General features: G+C 38.1%; 20 protein-coding genes. 9 read left to right on the top strand and 11 right to left on the bottom strand.

All coding sequences use genetic code 11. From position 1 onward, the window contains the following. The first annotated feature begins 194 nt into the window (after positions 1-194). Genes MCBB_RS03850 through MCBB_RS03860 form a run of 4 tightly spaced genes read left to right on the top strand, consistent with a single transcriptional unit; the run spans position 195 to position 2850 of the window. Positions 195-443 carry a FeoA family protein gene (locus MCBB_RS03850; protein WP_084789752.1) on the top strand — a complete coding sequence of 83 codons (249 nt, stop codon included), beginning with the start codon at positions 195-197 and terminating at the stop codon, positions 441-443. After that, entirely contained in the window at positions 421-2142 is a 1722-nt protein-coding gene (locus tag MCBB_RS03855; protein ID WP_071906532.1) for a ferrous iron transporter B, read from the top strand. The genes MCBB_RS03850 and MCBB_RS03855 overlap by 23 nt, the downstream gene beginning before the upstream one ends. Before the next feature lie 39 nt (positions 2143-2181). Continuing rightward, complete coding sequence (locus tag MCBB_RS12060; RefSeq protein ID WP_171899081.1) at positions 2182-2343, top strand: hypothetical protein; 162 nt, start codon at positions 2182-2184, stop codon at positions 2341-2343. 54 nt (positions 2344-2397) lie between these two features. Further along, positions 2398-2850 (top strand): metal-dependent transcriptional regulator, encoded by a 453-nt coding sequence (locus MCBB_RS03860; RefSeq protein ID WP_071906533.1) that lies wholly within the window; start codon positions 2398-2400, stop codon positions 2848-2850. 89 nt (positions 2851-2939) lie between these two features. On the opposite strand, the gene MCBB_RS03865 is transcribed toward MCBB_RS03860, so the two are convergent. The 4 genes from MCBB_RS03865 to MCBB_RS03880 form a co-directional block, all read right to left on the bottom strand. Next, entirely contained in the window at positions 2940-3911 is a 972-nt protein-coding gene (locus MCBB_RS03865; protein WP_071906534.1) for an alpha/beta fold hydrolase, read from the bottom strand. A 200-nt stretch (positions 3912-4111) separates the two neighbouring features. Continuing rightward, the gene (locus MCBB_RS03870; protein WP_231916398.1) at positions 4112-4585 is read right to left on the bottom strand and encodes an HIT family protein; all 474 of its coding nucleotides are present in this window, start codon (positions 4583-4585) and stop codon (positions 4112-4114) included. A gap of 81 nt (positions 4586-4666) precedes the next feature. Next, positions 4667-5404, bottom strand: coding sequence for a ZIP family metal transporter (locus tag MCBB_RS03875; RefSeq protein WP_231916399.1), 738 nt, complete (start codon positions 5402-5404; stop codon positions 4667-4669). Between the two features lie 196 nt (positions 5405-5600). Beyond that, a complete protein-coding gene (locus MCBB_RS03880) occupies positions 5601-6128 on the bottom strand; it encodes an FHA domain-containing protein (protein ID WP_231916429.1) in 528 nt (175 codons plus the stop codon). Positions 6129-6326: 198 nt separating this feature from the next. Between MCBB_RS03880 and nucS the strand changes: the two genes are divergently transcribed. The 3 genes from nucS to MCBB_RS03890 all read left to right on the top strand — a co-directional run bounded on the left by nucS (position 6327) and on the right by MCBB_RS03890 (position 8207). After that, a complete protein-coding gene (nucS, locus tag MCBB_RS03885) occupies positions 6327-7085 on the top strand; it encodes an endonuclease NucS (protein WP_071906537.1) in 759 nt (252 codons plus the stop codon). Positions 7086-7251: 166 nt separating this feature from the next. Next, on the top strand, positions 7252-7467 hold the full coding sequence (locus tag MCBB_RS11855; RefSeq protein ID WP_084789753.1) for a hypothetical protein: 216 nt from the start codon (positions 7252-7254) through the stop codon (positions 7465-7467). Positions 7468-7472: 5 nt separating this feature from the next. After that, positions 7473-8207 carry an ABC transporter substrate-binding protein gene (locus tag MCBB_RS03890; RefSeq protein ID WP_171899082.1) on the top strand — a complete coding sequence of 245 codons (735 nt, stop codon included), beginning with the start codon at positions 7473-7475 and terminating at the stop codon, positions 8205-8207. 12 nt (positions 8208-8219) lie between these two features. Here the strand turns inward: MCBB_RS03890 and MCBB_RS03895 are convergent, their stop codons facing one another. Next, positions 8220-9671: an MFS transporter gene (locus MCBB_RS03895; RefSeq protein ID WP_071906538.1), complete on the bottom strand. Its 1452-nt coding sequence runs from the start codon at positions 9669-9671 to the stop codon at positions 8220-8222. A 223-nt stretch (positions 9672-9894) separates the two neighbouring features. Here MCBB_RS03895 and MCBB_RS03900 point away from each other — a divergent pair, with 223 nt between their 5' ends. After that, entirely contained in the window at positions 9895-10674 is a 780-nt protein-coding gene (locus MCBB_RS03900; RefSeq protein ID WP_071907977.1) for a metallophosphoesterase, read from the top strand. A gap of 4 nt (positions 10675-10678) precedes the next feature. On the opposite strand, the gene MCBB_RS03905 is transcribed toward MCBB_RS03900, so the two are convergent. The 6 genes from MCBB_RS03905 to MCBB_RS03930 form a co-directional block, all read right to left on the bottom strand. Then, on the bottom strand, positions 10679-11233 hold the full coding sequence (locus tag MCBB_RS03905) for an FHA domain-containing protein (RefSeq protein WP_071906539.1): 555 nt from the start codon (positions 11231-11233) through the stop codon (positions 10679-10681). A 182-nt stretch (positions 11234-11415) separates the two neighbouring features. Further along, the gene (locus MCBB_RS03910; protein ID WP_071907978.1) at positions 11416-12582 is read right to left on the bottom strand and encodes a vWA domain-containing protein; all 1167 of its coding nucleotides are present in this window, start codon (positions 12580-12582) and stop codon (positions 11416-11418) included. A 73-nt stretch (positions 12583-12655) separates the two neighbouring features. Then, positions 12656-13528, bottom strand: a complete 873-nt coding sequence (locus MCBB_RS03915) for an AAA family ATPase (protein WP_071906540.1) — start codon at positions 13526-13528, stop codon at positions 12656-12658. 101 nt (positions 13529-13629) lie between these two features. Further along, on the bottom strand, positions 13630-13851 hold the full coding sequence (locus MCBB_RS03920; protein WP_071906541.1) for a hypothetical protein: 222 nt from the start codon (positions 13849-13851) through the stop codon (positions 13630-13632). Positions 13852-13909: 58 nt separating this feature from the next. Beyond that, positions 13910-14332: a TIR domain-containing protein gene (locus tag MCBB_RS03925; protein ID WP_394327148.1), complete on the bottom strand. Its 423-nt coding sequence runs from the start codon at positions 14330-14332 to the stop codon at positions 13910-13912. A 36-nt stretch (positions 14333-14368) separates the two neighbouring features. After that, positions 14369-14599, bottom strand: a complete 231-nt coding sequence (locus MCBB_RS03930) for a ferredoxin (RefSeq protein ID WP_071906542.1) — start codon at positions 14597-14599, stop codon at positions 14369-14371. A gap of 894 nt (positions 14600-15493) precedes the next feature. Here MCBB_RS03930 and MCBB_RS03935 point away from each other — a divergent pair. Then, on the top strand, positions 15494-15832 hold the full coding sequence (locus MCBB_RS03935; protein ID WP_171899083.1) for a hypothetical protein: 339 nt from the start codon (positions 15494-15496) through the stop codon (positions 15830-15832). Positions 15833-15900 lie beyond the last annotated feature (68 nt).

Below are 15900 nucleotides of genomic sequence, written 5' to 3' on the forward strand. Positions count from 1 at the left end.
ATCTTACTCATACGAATTTTATAAAGATTTACACCTCATTTCACTTCACTTCTTCATCAGATCTTCTACCTAAACGCAAAGATTTATATACTATAAAAATGTTAGGTTTACCTAATGGGGTTAGGTTTACCTAACACTTCTAAAAATTATAGGAATCAAAATTTATCATAATATTACGTAAAGAAGGAATGTTAATGATCTCACTTACAAAACTCTCAGTAGGCGAAAATGCAGTTATAGAAGAAATAAAAGGCGGAATTAATTTTAAAAAACGTCTCGAATCCTTAAATTTAAGGGAAGGTAAATCAATTCGTAAGGTATCCTCCGCACCCTTCCATGGGCCTGTTGTAATTGAGGTGGGCGGATGTAAAATAGCCATAGGCCAGGGCATGGCTTCAAAGATAATGGTGGAGGCCATCCATGAAGATACTCTTAATGGGTAACCCCAACGTGGGTAAAAGTGTTGTATTTTCAAGACTCACAGGGGTTCATGTTGTTTCATCCAACTACCCTGGAACAACGGTTGGCTACACCAAGGGAAAAATAAATGTGGGTAAGGAAGAGGCAGACATGATAGATGTCCCAGGTACCTACTCACTCACACCATCGTGTCAGGCTGAAGAAGTTGCAAGGGACATGTTCTTTGATGAAAAACCTGATCTCGTTGTTAACGTTCTTGATTCAACCAACCTTGAGAGAAACCTGTTTTTGACACTGCAGATCCTTGAGTCTGGAATCCCAACTGTGCTGGTTCTCAACATGTGGGATGCAGCAAAGAGGAAAGGAGTTCATATAAATCTTGAAAAACTCTCCAAATCACTGGGAGTACCAGTTATACCTGCAACAGCAGTAACAGGTGAGGGAATAAATGAAACAGTCGCCAAATTAAATGAATTTTCAGGAAGTATGGAAAATTACAGCTCCAAGATCAAGTCCATGAAGGGTGATGAGAGATGGGCATTCATAGGTAACCTCCTGAAGGATGTTCAAAGAATAGAGCACAGACATCCAACCGTACTTGAAAGGCTGGAAGATGCATCGGTACATCCAGTTTTTGGATTTATCATTGCAGCATTGGTGCTATACATAACTCTGGAGGTTGTTGTGGGACTGAGCAACCTCATGATCGAGCACATCATGGATCCATTCTACTACAACTACTACGGACCTTTCATAACCAATCTCATCTCCTCATGGTTCCCAAACAGCATAATCCAATCAATCCTTGTGGGAACAGGATACCAAGATGCAACATCCTTCGGAATCTTAACAACTGGTGTATACGTGGAATTTGCAGTGGTACTTCCATACATACTGTTCTTCTATTTCATGCTTGGAGTCCTTGAGGATTTTGGATACCTACCAAGACTTGCAGTGCTCATAGACAGTTTGATGCATAAAATAGGGCTTCATGGCTACTCAATAATACCAATAATACTCGGATTTGGCTGTAACTTCCCAGCTGTCATGTCAACAAGGATACTCGAAGGTAAACGTGAAAAATTCATAGCAGCAACACTCATAGCAATTTCAGTACCATGCATGGCACAAACTGCAGTTATAATTGGTCTTTTAGGTCCATACGGTCTGCAGTATATTGCAATAGTTTACGGAACCCTGTTCCTCATATACGTCTTTGTTGGAATGCTCTTGAACAAACTCATCAAGGGTGAAAGTCCAGAGGTCTTCCTTGAAATACCACCCTACAGGATCCCACACCTGAACACCCTCCTGAAGAAGACGTGGTTCCGGGTTAAGAGCTTTGTTATTGAAGCCGTGCCATTCGTGTTCCTTGGAGTTCTTGCAATCAACCTCCTCTACATATTTGGCATAATGAACGTTATCGTTGCAGCACTCTCACCAATACTCTCAAACCTCTTCGGACTTCCAAGTGATGCAATAGGAGCCCTTGTAATGGGATTACTCCGAAAGGACCTTGCAACTGCAATGCTAGCACCCCTCAACCTTGGAATCAACCAGCTGGTTGTTGCATCAACAGTTCTTGCAGTGAGCTTTCCATGTATCGCAACCCTTGTTATCCTCCTGAAGGAACTTGGAATCAAGGACACCCTGAAAACTCTGGCACTCATGCTGGGAATGGCACTGGTTGTTGGAACAGTACTACACCTTATATTGGGCTAAAAAATCAATATTATATGGTTGATAAGGTATGGTGATAAAATGAAAATCATTGATTCATTAAAAAAAAGATTTAAAAAAACATTCACGCATGACTGTGATGGATGTGGGATGTGCAATCAGAGCTCTGTTCAGGTGAAATGGGTTACTAAAGAATCTGAAAAGGACAATGATACTAATGCAGATGATGATTCTCAAGAATAAGGGAAAAGAATTAAATCTAATAAAAGGGTAATGAATGAACTGAGGTTGATTTAAATGAGCAGTTCCCTGAAACTTACCAAGAGCATAGAAGATTATCTGGAGGTCATGTACAACCTTCAAAAGAACACTGGAACCATAAAAGTTAAAGATATTGCATCAAATCTTAGCGTTAAACCTCCAAGTGTTGTTGAAGCAATAAAAAAACTTTCAGAAAGTGAACTTGTCTCATATGAACGTTATGGAGATATAAACCTCACCAAAAAGGGTCTGGAAATAGCAGAGAACGTCATGCACAAACACGACATCCTTAAAAACTTTTTAAACATCCTGGGTGTGGATCTTAAAACTGCAAATGAAGAGGCCTGCTCAATGGAACATGTTCTGGATTCTGCAACTATAAACAAACTCAAAAAATTTGCTGAATTCACAAATATTTATCCTGATGCTCCAGATTTCTTTGAAGCATTCAGGTACTATGAGGAACATGGAAAACTGCCTGATGATTGATCACGTATTCCTCAAATGATTTTTATGTAATTTTCATAAACATGAATTATGCATTACTTGTATATGCATTACTTTTATCTTCACTGGTTCTAAAACTGGGATAAAAATCTTTCAATTGGGGTTTCCATTTTTTCAACTTCATTGATACCAAGATGTCCCAGCCTAGATCTATACAAAAACAGTTCAGAATCAGCTATAGCTTTTGAAAGTGGAATGGCATCCAGTTCTGGTGGGAAGAAGTTATCCCCTTTAATGCCAATGATCAGGGTTTTTGCCCTGATCTTGGATAACTCTGGTTCCAGGTTGTAGGATATTGCAGCATGGTTTCTCCACACAACATCGTTGGCATCCACTTTTCCACCTTCAACACCCTGCTCATTAAAAGCAAGGAGCAGTTCCTCATCATCACTGAACTCCTTGTGGTAGTACGAATCTGCAAAGACAAATAAAAACTCCAGCTTGCTAACATTTTCAAGGACATCTTTAGGGTTGTGGCTGTACCTGCCGTGTTGATAATCTGGATGGTTCTCTATCATTGAGTTGCAGAGTACGGACATTGCAAGGTTCCTACCCCTAACAGATGGGCCTGTTACAATGGGGATGATAAAATCCATAAAATCTGGATGCCTAATAGCCCATTCCAGACTCAGAAAACCTCCCATGGATGTGCCAACAACACCCTTAAGATGTTTGATGTTTAACTTTTCATTTAAAAGGCGGTACTGGGCGTGTGCCATGTCTTTCACTGTGTATTTTGGAAAATCAGGACCAAAACCGGAATTTGATGGTTTGGACGATCCTCCAGATCCCAGGGAACTTGTGCAGATTATGAAGTACCTGTCAGTGTCAATGGCCTTCCCGGGCCCCATGATAGGTTTGAAACGTTTCACGGATCCGTAGTCACCAGAGGATCCATGAATGAAGAGCACTCCATTTGTTACGTTGCCATTATCATCCCTTTTGGCAGTTCCAAATGTTGCATACTCCATCTTCAATTCTTCTAAAACATCTCCAGATTCAAATTCAAAGTTTTTCAGGTATTCAAGTGAGGGTTCTAACATGGGAATTCCAGCTCTCCTTTAAATCATCGTTAATTTCTAATAAATTTTAATAAAAATTCTAATAAATTTTTAAATTAATTCTTTAAATTAACTCTAGATCCTTTCTTTAATCAATTTTAATCCTTATTTTTTTATCAAAGCCTTTATGGACAAATTCATTAAAAAATGAATCCATTTTTTTGATATGATCCCCATTCAACTCAAAGGTTTTCCTTTATTTTCTCTGAAATCATTTTCCTGGTTTTGAGGGATATGTTCTTAGGGGGTTGGGGTTTCATATGGCCGAAGTACACATCCTCAAATATTACACCATTTACCTTAACTTCATGGTTGTAGCGGGGTATTAAATGCCAGTGAAGGTGTGGTTCAGGGGGATCCTTCAGATAAGATGCGTTCATCAAACAGCCCCAGTTGAACATGGTGGCGTGGAAGGCACACTTCAAGGCATGTTCCATCCTTTTTACCAGAGGTGCAAAATCCTCCCATTCTTCCATTTCAAGACCTGATAGACCCTCCAGATGTCTATTCAATGCAACGACACAGGTTCCAACGAGGCTCTGGTTGGGTGCTAGAAAAACTATCCAGTGACGGGTTTCTAAAAGGAGATCCCCAAAGTTCTCTTTTTCCAAAATTTTACAGTAACGACATCCCATGTTTATAGTATGTGAATTCATGTAAATAATTTGAATGAAGTTACCAAGTTCATTGAAGTAACAACCACTTCCTTAAAGTAGTATTATCCTTTAGAATAAGTTTCAACCTAACTTAGATAGAATGAATGAAATTATGAAACCCATTACTGTTATCATGCCTGCAAGGTTGTGTGTTTCTGAAAAGGCTTCGGGTATCATGGTGTCAACGAGCATTGCAAGGATACCACCTGCTGAAAGTGATAAAACAATGGATATAATTGCAGGATCGAACTGTCCGAATATTGTGTAACCTGCAAGGGATGAAAAACCTGTACATATGGTCACTCCAATCCAGAGGAGAAATACCCGTGTTGCATTCCATCCAATTGTTTTGAGTCCTGCAGAACTTGAAAGGCCCTCTGGTATGTTGGAGAGGAAAATTGCAACAACCGTTGCAGTGCTCACAACACCTCCCTCGATCATGGTGAGCCCTATTGCAATGGATTCAGGTATTCCATCGATTATTGAACCTACTGCAATTGCAGGGCCGCTGCTTTCAGAACCGTTTCCAGATAACATTTTTTTGCCTGAACGTTTACGATGCTTGGCACCACTTCGTGCGAGGTAAACGTTTGCAGCCGTGAATATGCTTGCTCCAAGCAGAAATCCCAGGATAACGTTGTAAACTCCTCCAACGGTGTAAGCTTCATTGAGAAGTTCGAATGAAACTGCAGACATTAGAACGCCTGCACCAAAGGCCATTATGGCTGCTATGATACGTTGTGGAATTTTAAAGAAGTACCCTGCAACAGCACCAATGATCAAAGCTGAGCCTGCAAACAAACCCCAAATTCCTGACATGATCCATGTGGGAAACATTTCATCAAATCCTTCACTTTCAGTACTTATCTTTCAGTAATATTCTATTGTATTTCAATTCTTATGGATAAATTGTCAGGATCCTTATAATTTTTCTCTATTAAAATTCTCTATTAAAAAAAAGATTCAAAACAAGTGTTGCTTTGGGGGATGTACTTTAAAATGAAATGAATTAACTTCATAACTTTTCTATTAAGTACTGGAGTTTCAAAAACCCTGCAATACATATTTCATCCCCATTTTCCAGTTTTATTTTTCCCATGCCCCTTATTTCACGTCCGTTTACTTTTGTTCCATTTTTACTTTCCTTATCCTCAATATAAACTCCATCATCAAATTTTGAGAGCTTGAACTGGCTTTTACCTATAAATAGAAGTTTTTCAGGTGGAACAAAACCCAGAAAATCTTCCCTTCCAAGTACATGTACATAGCCTTTTATTGCCACCACATTTTCATTGGGTAAAATAAGTTTTGCAATTGGAAGATGGGGTTTTATTAGTATGGTGTTTTCTTCCATTTTTGTTTTTGATTTTAACATCCTTTGAATGTATATTAAAATAAAACTTATTATAAATGCAGTTACAACTGCATAAAAAAAGCTTTTAAGGGGGTTTTGGGATAAGTTGTAGATTAAACTGCTTATCAGTATCAACAAAGTAATTAAAAGCAGTATGTATATTAGTAGGGTCCGTATGTGGGATTTCATATCCAAATCTAACACCTGAATCTCTTAAGGGCTTTACTTGGTTTTGAACAATCTTAAACATTGTTATTATCTATATTTGGGGGGTTATATAATTTGATTCCCTGGACTTCAAAGCTTTGATCACCAATTAATTATTAAAAATCACTTAAATCATATTATGGGTGAGGTATTTCCATTAGTTCTGTTAAAAATGATTCCATGAAATTTTTATCAGAGAAAAATCCAGATATACACCGCACATATGAGATCATAAATGAGGGAATATCAAAACGAGCTTTTGTAGTTCTGATGGCTTGTTGCAAGGTTTTATATCAGGGCAGGGCCAAGAGCCGTCTGGGATCCGGTGACAGGTTCATCATAATCAAACCAGACGGATCCTTCATGGTCCATCAGGACAGAAACCTGGAACCTGTAAACTGGCAGCCCCCCAAATCCAACTGCAAGGCCAGTCTAGAAAACGGCATCCTTCAGATCACAGGTTCAAGAAGAAACCCTCCTGAAAGTCTGGAAGTGGAGATCCACTGCACCTACATGGCATCCTACTTCATTGGAGAAGATTCCAAGGAACTTGAAATTGCAGGCTATGAGGAGAACATGAGGGAAATGGTTTTTGAAAGCCCAGAACTCATTGAAGAGGGTTTCAGACCAACAAGCAGGGAGTATCAGACAGAAAACGGTTTCATAGACATACTTGGAAAGGATAAAAATGGTGCATTAATGGTTCTTGAACTTAAAAGCCGACGTGCAGGTGTTAACGCAGTGAAACAGCTGAAAAAATACCTTGACTGTTTCACGGATCACAAGGAATTCGTCAGGGGGGTACTGGTTGCACCATCGGTAACAGATGATGCAATGGAATTATTAAAAGAATACCAACTTGAATTCAAGGAGTTACATCCTCCAATGGAACTTGGTGGAGGTAAAAATTTGACACTGGACTTTTTCAGCTCCAGTTAAACAATAACATAACATGTTCCATTCATTCCATTCATAAATGTATTTCAGTTTAAATAAAATATTTTATCTTCCTCTAAACGAACAACAAAAGTGATGAATTGAATGAACCTTGTAAAATACTAAATCAAATGAGTTCATTAAATCTAATTAAAGGAAATGGTTTTTAATGAAAAAATACACCCTCATCATTTCAATGATATTAGTTTTATGCCTGATTCTATGCACCTACAACTATTACACAGTTTCACAGGAAACTGTTACTGTAGGTTACCTTCCAACGAACCATGATTCTGCGCTCTTTGTTGCAGATGCAAGGGGCATGTTTGAGAAGGAAGGACTGCACGTACAACTGGTTCCATTCAGGGACGGTTCATCCAGGTAAATGCATTGAACAGTGGAAAGATCGATGTGGGATACTGTGGAGTTACACCTGTTACAACTGCCATAAGCCAGGGAAAACATATAAAAGTTGTTGCGGCTGTAAACCAGGAAGGAAGTGGTATTGTGGTTTCCAAAGATCTTAATGTAACCTCAGTGGCAGATCTTGAAGGCAAAAAAATAGCGATACCCAAAAGTGGTTCAATACAGGATGTTCTCATAAATTACCTGTTCTGGAAGGACAATCTGAACATAACTGACGTTAAGATTCAGGAAATGGAAGTTCCTATCATGCCAGAAGCACTTAAAACTGGTGAAATTGATGGATTCATAGGATGGGAACCCTACATTTCCATTTCACATCTTTCAGGTGGTGGAGATGTGGTAATGTATTCTGGGGATATATGGTCCCATTATCCATGTTGTGTTGTTGTTACAAGTGATGATTTCATAAACAAAAAACCAGAACTTTTAAGGAAATTTTTGAAGGTACATGTTGAATCAACGGATTACGTTAACACCCACAAGGGGGAAACAGCAGAAATTCTTTCAGAAAAATTAGGGGTAACCCTTAAAATTGAGGAAGATGCATTGATTCATGTTGAATTTGTGGCAGTTCCCACGGATGAATTTAAGACAAACACTTTAAAAATCGTTGATATTCAAAAAAAAATTGGATACATTGATAAAAATGTCACCATCACCCAGAACGATATCTTCGATCTGGATTACCTTCCATCATGATTTTTCATTGTTTCATGGGTTATGGGTCTTTTCACTGGAGAGCAGGATGAAGATCAGTATCATGATACTCATCCCAACCCCCATGATAAAGGCACTGTGAAAACCTGCTAGAAGTGTATTTACCGGTGCACTCATCTGGAATGCTCCAGTTGATGTTATGCCCTCAATATTTGAGGAACTTGTTTTTATGGTTGCTTCAAAAACTGTTTCAAACAACACAACCCCCATCACAAGACCTAAATATTTGCCAGTGTTCAGTAAACTTGAAACAGATCCCATTTTTCCCGTATCGCTGTGACTCATCACCTGTTTGGTGTTTGCAGGTGAAAATATCCCCTCTGAAAGGGATCTCACAGCAAGGGCAATGAATATAAACAAGATCCCAACGGTTGGATTGAAGAGTGTAAACAGTACCAGTGCCACTATCATGCTCATGCCTGCAATGATGGTGGGAATTCTTGAACTAAACATATCAGAGATACGCCCTGAGATGGGACTTGCAAATAAGATGAGAAGGGTTGGTGCAAGTATTAGGAGGCCTGTAAAATCTGTACTGTAACCCATAACAAGTTCCAGGAAGAATGGGATGAGAAAAATCGTTCCAGTAAGGACTGTGCTTATTAGAAAAGCTGCAGCTATTGAAAATGTCAGCTTCAAATTTTTTAAGAGTGAAACATCGAAGAGTGGACACGTCTGTCTTGATTCCCATACAAAGAACGTCACTGCAAGTACAACTGACAGTGCAATCATTCCCATAATAATGAGAGATGTCCATCCTAACGTTTTTCCGAGTTCAAGTGCTAATGTGAAGTTCACAATTGTAATAAAAATTAGAATTGAACCTGTTAAATCAAATTTAGGCCTATTTTTTACTATTTCACCCGGGGGAAGCACAGTTTGGACCATGTAAGCTGCAAAGATTCCCATGGGCACGGTGCTGAAGAAGATCCAGTGCCACCCTAGGTGGGATATTATGATACCTCCAGCACCGTATCCAAGTGCGAGTGCAAGGGTTGTTGCAAGTGAGATGTATCCAAAGGCCCAGCCCCTTTTATGGTGCTTAAAATTGGTCGATACAAGGGCTGGTGTCATTGAGAGCATCATTGCCGAACCAACACCCTGAAGTACCCTTGAAGCTATGAGTTGGAAGATGTCAAGGGATATTCCACAGAAGTAGGATCCAACTGTGAATAATATAATTCCACAGAGAAAAACAGTTTTATAACCTACGTAATCCCCAAGTCTTCCAAATATCAATAAAAAACTTATTAAAATGATGAGATGGGCTACAACAACCCATGAAACCAGTCCTGTGCCCACGTCAAGGTACTGGGAGATTGTTGGGAGGGATATGGTCACAATACCTGCACTGAAGGACCATATGAACATTGGAAGGGCAAGGGTCAAAATTGTGAGTCTAGCAATCGTTTTTGAGTTTCTGTCAAGCTTATCATTATGATCCATGGTATCCACAAAATCCCTACTTCTATAAAATTCCTTAATCTTCATTATATTTAATACAAACTATGTAAACCTTTAGTAAAGAGGTTTCATACCATTTTTGAAGAAGCTTTCCATGAAATCCTTCAATTCAACTCCAAACTTCAATGTTGTGATCCCCCTGAATGGATCAACTTTCCAATATCTTCCTACAAATACTAATACTAATAAAACACAAATAAATATTATGGGTCTGTACAATGGAAAACTTATAGAACTACCTAAAAAAGGTCGTGCACTTATTGTAACAGATTTACATGGTAACTTAGATGATTTTATCAGATTTATTCAGATATGGAAAGATTTTAAGGATGATAATGATTACTTCATAATAACAGGTGACCTCATACATGCCATGGGTGTTGAGGACGACAGATCCCTGGAACTTCTGGATTATGTGAAGTCCCACTGTGAAACCTTCAGAAGATTTCATTTACTACTTGGAAACCATGAATGGGCAACAATTTCAGATGTTTCAATTTACAAGGGAGGAGTTAACCAAACCCTGAGCTTTGAAGTTCTCCTCAAGGAAAAATTTAAAGCTGGGTGGAGGAAAAAACTGGATGAATACGCAGAGTTTCTGGAAAAACTTCCAGTAGCGGTTAAAACCAGAAACAAAGTGTTCATAAGTCATGCTGGACCACCTAAGGATGTTAAAAGTGTTAAAGACCTTGTGAACATTGCAGAGGGTGGCTACCTTGGAAACACCAATCTATTCCAGATACTGTGGAACCGTTATGGGGACTACTCCAAAAAGGATTTAGACTGTTTCTTGAAGGTTGTAAATTGTAATGCCATGATAGTGGGCCACACACCTGTTGATGGCATTAAGTTGATTGGTAAAAAACAGTTAATAGTTTCCTCAAGTTACAGCAGGGGTAAAAAGGCCTATGTTGAACTGGATCTTACAGAAAAAATAAAAAATGCTCGGGATCTCTTGAAGATGGTCAGATACATAGGTGAATAACCTTTCAATTCATGTGATCAATTTTTTTTTCATGGTACTTAAGATTCAGAATGTTCGCAACAACTATTCTGTCCCCATCCTTTAATTTGAGCCTTTCATGAATTTTAAGAGCTTTCCCATTTATTTTGGTACCATTTTTTGTTTTCATATCTTCTATAAAAAAGTTATCAAATTTTCTGATGATTTTTAAGTGTTCTTTACCAACGAACAACAAATCATCTGGAGATGTAGCTCCTAAAAAATCTTCTCTTCCAAGTACTGTTTCATCATTCCTTATTGGAATTTTTTCAGAGTTTGGGAGGATTATTTCTCCATGGTTCCGTGTGGGGATGGTGAAACGTGTTAAAGTGTTCTTCAAGATCTTGGGTTCAGGTGAAAAATGTTTGTATATTTTTTCAACGGCTAAACCCAGTATTAAAGCAAGTAATAATGCAAATAGGATGTCTAACCACTGGTTCTGGAGCCAATATCCCATTGAATTCATATTAAAAACTGAAAAAATCATGAATGTATTGAGATTCAACAACGAAGGGTTCCAGAATTGATCAAGTAGTGACATGGATGGCACTCCCCAATATTCTCTTCAATACTTAGTTTTATTTATGGCCCTCATGATTATTACTTTTTACCATGCCCACTAAAAATCAGTTTTTTGAACTAATAATGATTTTAAACAGTTTAAAATCCAATTTTAATAGTTCTTCTGAGTTTTTGTATAAATTAACCTTGGATGACACTTTTTCATAGTTTCGTAACGAGATCTGCAAGCTGAACAAGGTTCCTAACTTCGAAGAAATCTGCTCCAGCATCTTCGTAGTAGGAAACACAGCTGTCAACAACGTTCCACTTATTTCTGGGTTCTGGGTTAAGTACAACAACTCTCTTTGCCCTTCGAGCTATTTCTTCAAGGACTTCTGCACTCAAGGGTTTTTTACCAGATTTTGGTCCGGCCCAGTCACGGCAGTCACTTAAAATCAGGACGTAGGATTTGTTGTTTATATTAACCTGACTCTGGAAGCTTTTAAATGCAGTGTACATGTTTGAGGTGCCGTGTATCATGCTGCTTTTCTGTCTCAGGTCCCTGACTTTAACGAAGGCATCAAGTAACTTGGGCTCTTCAAGGGCTGAAGTTGTTTCAATGGTTTTATTGTCGAAATCAAAGGTTTTAGCACGGTGGAATGATGTTTGAGCTGTGTAAACCATACAGAAGAACCAACTGCTTATCCAGTCGCAGGAACCACTGATATCGTTCAGGAAGATGTGTTCGCTCTTCTTGATCTTGGGCTTGCTCCTGACAAGATCTATAAGTGTTCCACCGTACTTGAGGTTTTTACGCATTGTTCTGCGGATGTCTGGTCTCATGTTACGGGATTCGTTGAGTCTGCGAGCTCTTCTGTTGGCTATCTTTCTTCCAAGCTTTTGACAGAGATCCAGGAGTTCTGGTTCGAATGAATTCAGTTGGGTTATGTCCCTTTGAAGAAGTTCAGATTCATCAAAAGGATTCTGGAGATTTTCATCCAGGGGTGGCATGTAATCAATACCATCCACATCAGATTTTTCAGGCTTACCCTTCTCAGGTTCCAGCACCTTGAAGGAGTAGTTATAAACCTTCAGGAACATTTTTGAATTGGAACGCTTTTTGGAGGAGTCCGTGATTTTTTCTTCAGTTTCTTTAGCTGTGTCTGATTCTTCAGGGCTGAAAATAGAATCAAAGGTTTCTTTAAAGGTTGGAAACTGTCTTTTGTCCTTTAGGTAGATGGCTGCAAGTGCGTCCCGCAGTACATTCTCATTTTCCTTAGAATCTTTTTTTAGAATTTTGTAGGCTTCAGTTGCTGTTTGTGTACTTCTTACACTTGCAGGAATGCCTTTTTCCCTTAAAAGTCCTGAAAGTTTGACTATTTTGTCCATATAAAACATGTTCCAATCATTTATGAGTAGAATGTTTAAATAAAAATAAAGATAATATAATTTATAGGTTTATTCATTCTCTTGAGTGGAATATCTCCTTCAAAACCTTTTTTTTATCATCTTCACTTTTTAAGACAACGCCAACGGTTCTTTTGAGTGTTTCATCATTTCCTTCAGGGCTCCCCAGTGCGAGTATGGTTTTCACCCAGTCCACGGTAGCCCTTATAGATGGTTTTTTAGCCAGATTTAGCTTTCTTATGCTCTGGATCCTTTCCACAACTTTTTTAACAAGTTCTGTTGATGCGTCAGGCACCCTTGAGTTCACAATTGATAACTCTCGCTCGAAGGACGGGTAATCTATGTATAAGAACAGACATCGATCCTTGGTTTCATCAAGGAGCATTCTCCGGGCGTTGGATGTCATTATGACCATTAGATCGTTTTGCAGGTTGAAGGTTCCAAGGTCGTTGACTGTTATCTGCCCTTCTCCCAGTGCTTGTAAAAGGAAACTTTCAACCTCTTCATCTGCTTTATCGATCTCATCTATGAGTATAACAGAAGGTTTATCATTCATAAAAGCACATAGAAGTGGTCTTTTAATAAAAAAATCACCACTGAAAACATCGTCTTCAGTATCAAGTCCTTCAGTTTTTGTTAACTTGGACATTTCAAGGTGTAAAAGCTGTTTCTGGTAGTTCCACTCCCCAACGATCTGTTCGAAGGTTATGCCCTCATAGCATTGCACCCTGAAAAAATCCCTTCCAAAGGCCCTTGCAACTGCCTTGGAAAGCTCTGTCTTACCCACACCCGGTGGTCCCTCAACTAATACTGGTTTTTTCAGTTTCAAGGCTAGAAAAATAGTTGTGACAATACTATCATCTGGAACGTAGTTACTTTCGTTTAAAACCTCTTTTAAGGCTTTTATAGTTATGTCTTCATCTTTCATGGTTACTCACGATCTATGCATCTGTGTATTATAAATGATTTTCCATGGAATGATTAACCTAAAGTTTTCACCCAGATCGAATTCAAAGCTCTTCAAAAGGTTTAAACAAACTCTTTTTCAAGTTTAAGGGCAAGTTCACGGTTTTTATCCTCATCATGAAGCCATGTTTTAACTTCCTTCCAGACTTCGTTGCACCTTTCTGAAGCATCTCTGCCAATGGCCCTGCGAACTGCAAGGTCAACTTCCTTTCTCTCTTCCTTTGAACCTGGATTTATCCCAATTTCTCCCAGAAATTCCTTCATGTGCCGTATGTAACAGCTCATGCTCCTTTAAACCTCCTATTTTCCTGATTTATCCTTTACTCTAAAAAAACAGGGATATTCAGTCATCGTATTCATCATAATCATCGTAGGGTCCACTTTTACGTATGTTGTCCACAACACAATGTGTGTTCCAACCAACAACCCCTGAAGCAATTGATTCAAGGTTCCCCGGCACGTTCTCCATACCCCATGGCCTGATAACAACCATGGGTTTTTCAAGTTCCCTTGCAACGTCTATTTGAACCTGGATAGTATCTCTGTTCATTGAGTAGAGGCCGGACAGGATCACAACCACATCAACAGGCTCAATTTGCTTCTTGATATCTTCTTTTGAAGTTTCACCCAAAACTGAATGATTTTCCCACTGAAAATCGTAGGAATCATTGAGTTTATCGATGAATTTTGTGTACTCCTCATCTTCCTTGGAGGTGTGGCTTATGAACAATTTGTAGGTGTTCAACTCTTCCTCAAACACTTTCATCTCTCCTTCAATAAAAATGGATCAGGTTTAAAATATTTAGAGTACTTCATTCCCATCTTTGTAGATGTGGATGCACATTGCAGGACAGTTCTCTGCAGCATCCATAAAGCAGTCTTCCTCTTCGAGCTCCAGCTCCTCAACCTCTGCCTTCTTGGAACCTTTGATGTGTGCAAAGGCATCTTCAGCCAATTCAAAGTATTCTGGACAGGTGTCTTCACAGGTTCCACAGGATGTGCATTTGTTTCTCTCAAGGGTTACCTTAAACATATCTTTTCATCTCCATTTTTTGTGAATCTGTTTTTAAGTTCTTCAATTTCATACAGTCTTAAAACATGTTCTACTTAAAGGAAGTAGGACTACTTAATTAGTTTTAGGACTACATAATTAATTCTAGGAATACTAATTGATTTATAAGACGATTATAACTTACATTGAATGAAGTTTTTAAATCCGCTGATAAAACTTTTTCTTACTTCTCTTAAGGAATAATTTGAGTCAACGTTCTATAAGATATTTCTCATAAAAAAAATTAAGATTCAATTTTAATCAAAGCATATTACTGCTATTACCTAATTGTTGATTAAATTTGGATTTGAAGTATAATGTACAATCTATTGGTGTAAATCAGGATCTCTATTTGGCTGCTGGTCACGCCACGGAGAATTGTTTTTTTATTTCATTTAATTGTTATTACTCTGTAAAAATTATGTTTCTGTACTCATTTTAAAATGGTTGTTAAATGATATCAGTAGAGTAGATAGTTTCAACTTCTCTTACCATATCATTGCTCGTGAGAAATGTTTTAATTATTCTTATTTTGAGATTAGGTTAAAAAATGGAGGGAATTTGGAAAAAAATTTTATATATCATCGGGAGGAATTTATGATAGTCGTGTAGATTTACATGGACCATAACCGCCCTCTCCCAAAATACCGCCTCCTTGGGAGGGAGAGGATTTTTATGAATTGGGGATATCAAAACAAAATATTACATCTACCCATAAGGACATCTACCAAAAGGATCTGAGTTTATAGTCCAATTATGACAGCCAGATATCAATTGTATCTCCAAACATCTCCATTCTCCATTTAAATCTTAAGAAGATTCCTACACTTTTTAATCTTAGAATAAACGTTTATTTGTTCTTATCGACACATTTATATGGATAATGGGGACTTATTATTATCCATGACTCTAAAAGATAACTCTGATAATGAGGAATCCCGGTGCAAATCTCCCTCTGAAAAAGATTTAAGGGATATTGCAAAGGTTCTCATTGAAAAATATAACTACGATCCTGAGGGTATGTGTCAAGTTTCAACCTTCGTGGTAAGAAATGATTACCTTAAACTTATGCAGATTCAAAGTAACATTAAAAAATCTCATGCTGAGGACTTAAACTTTGAAAGTACTGATGATTCAACAACTTTTAACCTAAAAGAAGCTGATTTTCAACAAATTTCAAATATAATAAATGAATATTTACATCCAAAGAATTAATGGATTCATTTTAAAGATTCAAATTTAATTCCAGGGTCTTCAGAACCCCCTAATATTGCAGATCAGTG

This window comes from Methanobacterium congolense (genome assembly GCF_900095295.1).
GTDB lineage: Archaea > Methanobacteriota > Methanobacteria > Methanobacteriales > Methanobacteriaceae > Methanobacterium_C > Methanobacterium_C congolense.

Excerpts from the sequence above, each read along its gene's own strand:
- MCBB_RS03915 (WP_071906540.1), bottom strand. The coding sequence starts at position 13,528 with ATGAAAGATGAAGACATAACTATAAAAGCCTTAAAAGAGGTTTTAAAC.
- MCBB_RS03910 (WP_071907978.1), bottom strand. The coding sequence starts at position 12,582 with ATGGACAAAATAGTCAAACTTTCAGGACTTTTAAGGGAAAAAGGCATT.
- MCBB_RS03930 (WP_071906542.1), bottom strand. The coding sequence starts at position 14,599 with ATGTTTAAGGTAACCCTTGAGAGAAACAAATGCACATCCTGTGGAACC.
- MCBB_RS03865 (WP_071906534.1), bottom strand. The coding sequence starts at position 3,911 with ATGTTAGAACCCTCACTTGAATACCTGAAAAACTTTGAATTTGAATCT.
- MCBB_RS03870 (WP_231916398.1), bottom strand. The coding sequence starts at position 4,585 with ATGAATTCACATACTATAAACATGGGATGTCGTTACTGTAAAATTTTG.
- MCBB_RS03895 (WP_071906538.1), bottom strand. The coding sequence starts at position 9,671 with ATGGATCATAATGATAAGCTTGACAGAAACTCAAAAACGATTGCTAGA.
- nucS (WP_071906537.1), top strand. The coding sequence starts at position 6,327 with ATGAAATTTTTATCAGAGAAAAATCCAGATATACACCGCACATATGAG.
- MCBB_RS03900 (WP_071907977.1), top strand. The coding sequence starts at position 9,895 with ATGGGTCTGTACAATGGAAAACTTATAGAACTACCTAAAAAAGGTCGT.
- MCBB_RS03880 (WP_231916429.1), bottom strand. The coding sequence starts at position 6,128 with ATGAAATCCCACATACGGACCCTACTAATATACATACTGCTTTTAATT.
- MCBB_RS03920 (WP_071906541.1), bottom strand. The coding sequence starts at position 13,851 with ATGAGCTGTTACATACGGCACATGAAGGAATTTCTGGGAGAAATTGGG.
- MCBB_RS03855 (WP_071906532.1), top strand. The coding sequence starts at position 421 with ATGAAGATACTCTTAATGGGTAACCCCAACGTGGGTAAAAGTGTTGTA.
- MCBB_RS03905 (WP_071906539.1), bottom strand. The coding sequence starts at position 11,233 with ATGTCACTACTTGATCAATTCTGGAACCCTTCGTTGTTGAATCTCAAT.
- MCBB_RS03875 (WP_231916399.1), bottom strand. The coding sequence starts at position 5,404 with ATGTCAGGAATTTGGGGTTTGTTTGCAGGCTCAGCTTTGATCATTGGT.
- MCBB_RS12060 (WP_171899081.1), top strand. The coding sequence starts at position 2,182 with ATGAAAATCATTGATTCATTAAAAAAAAGATTTAAAAAAACATTCACG.
- MCBB_RS03860 (WP_071906533.1), top strand. The coding sequence starts at position 2,398 with ATGAGCAGTTCCCTGAAACTTACCAAGAGCATAGAAGATTATCTGGAG.
- MCBB_RS03925 (WP_394327148.1), bottom strand. The coding sequence starts at position 14,332 with ATGAAAGTGTTTGAGGAAGAGTTGAACACCTACAAATTGTTCATAAGC.
- MCBB_RS03935 (WP_171899083.1), top strand. The coding sequence starts at position 15,494 with ATGGATAATGGGGACTTATTATTATCCATGACTCTAAAAGATAACTCT.
- MCBB_RS11855 (WP_084789753.1), top strand. The coding sequence starts at position 7,252 with ATGAAAAAATACACCCTCATCATTTCAATGATATTAGTTTTATGCCTG.
- MCBB_RS03850 (WP_084789752.1), top strand. The coding sequence starts at position 195 with ATGATCTCACTTACAAAACTCTCAGTAGGCGAAAATGCAGTTATAGAA.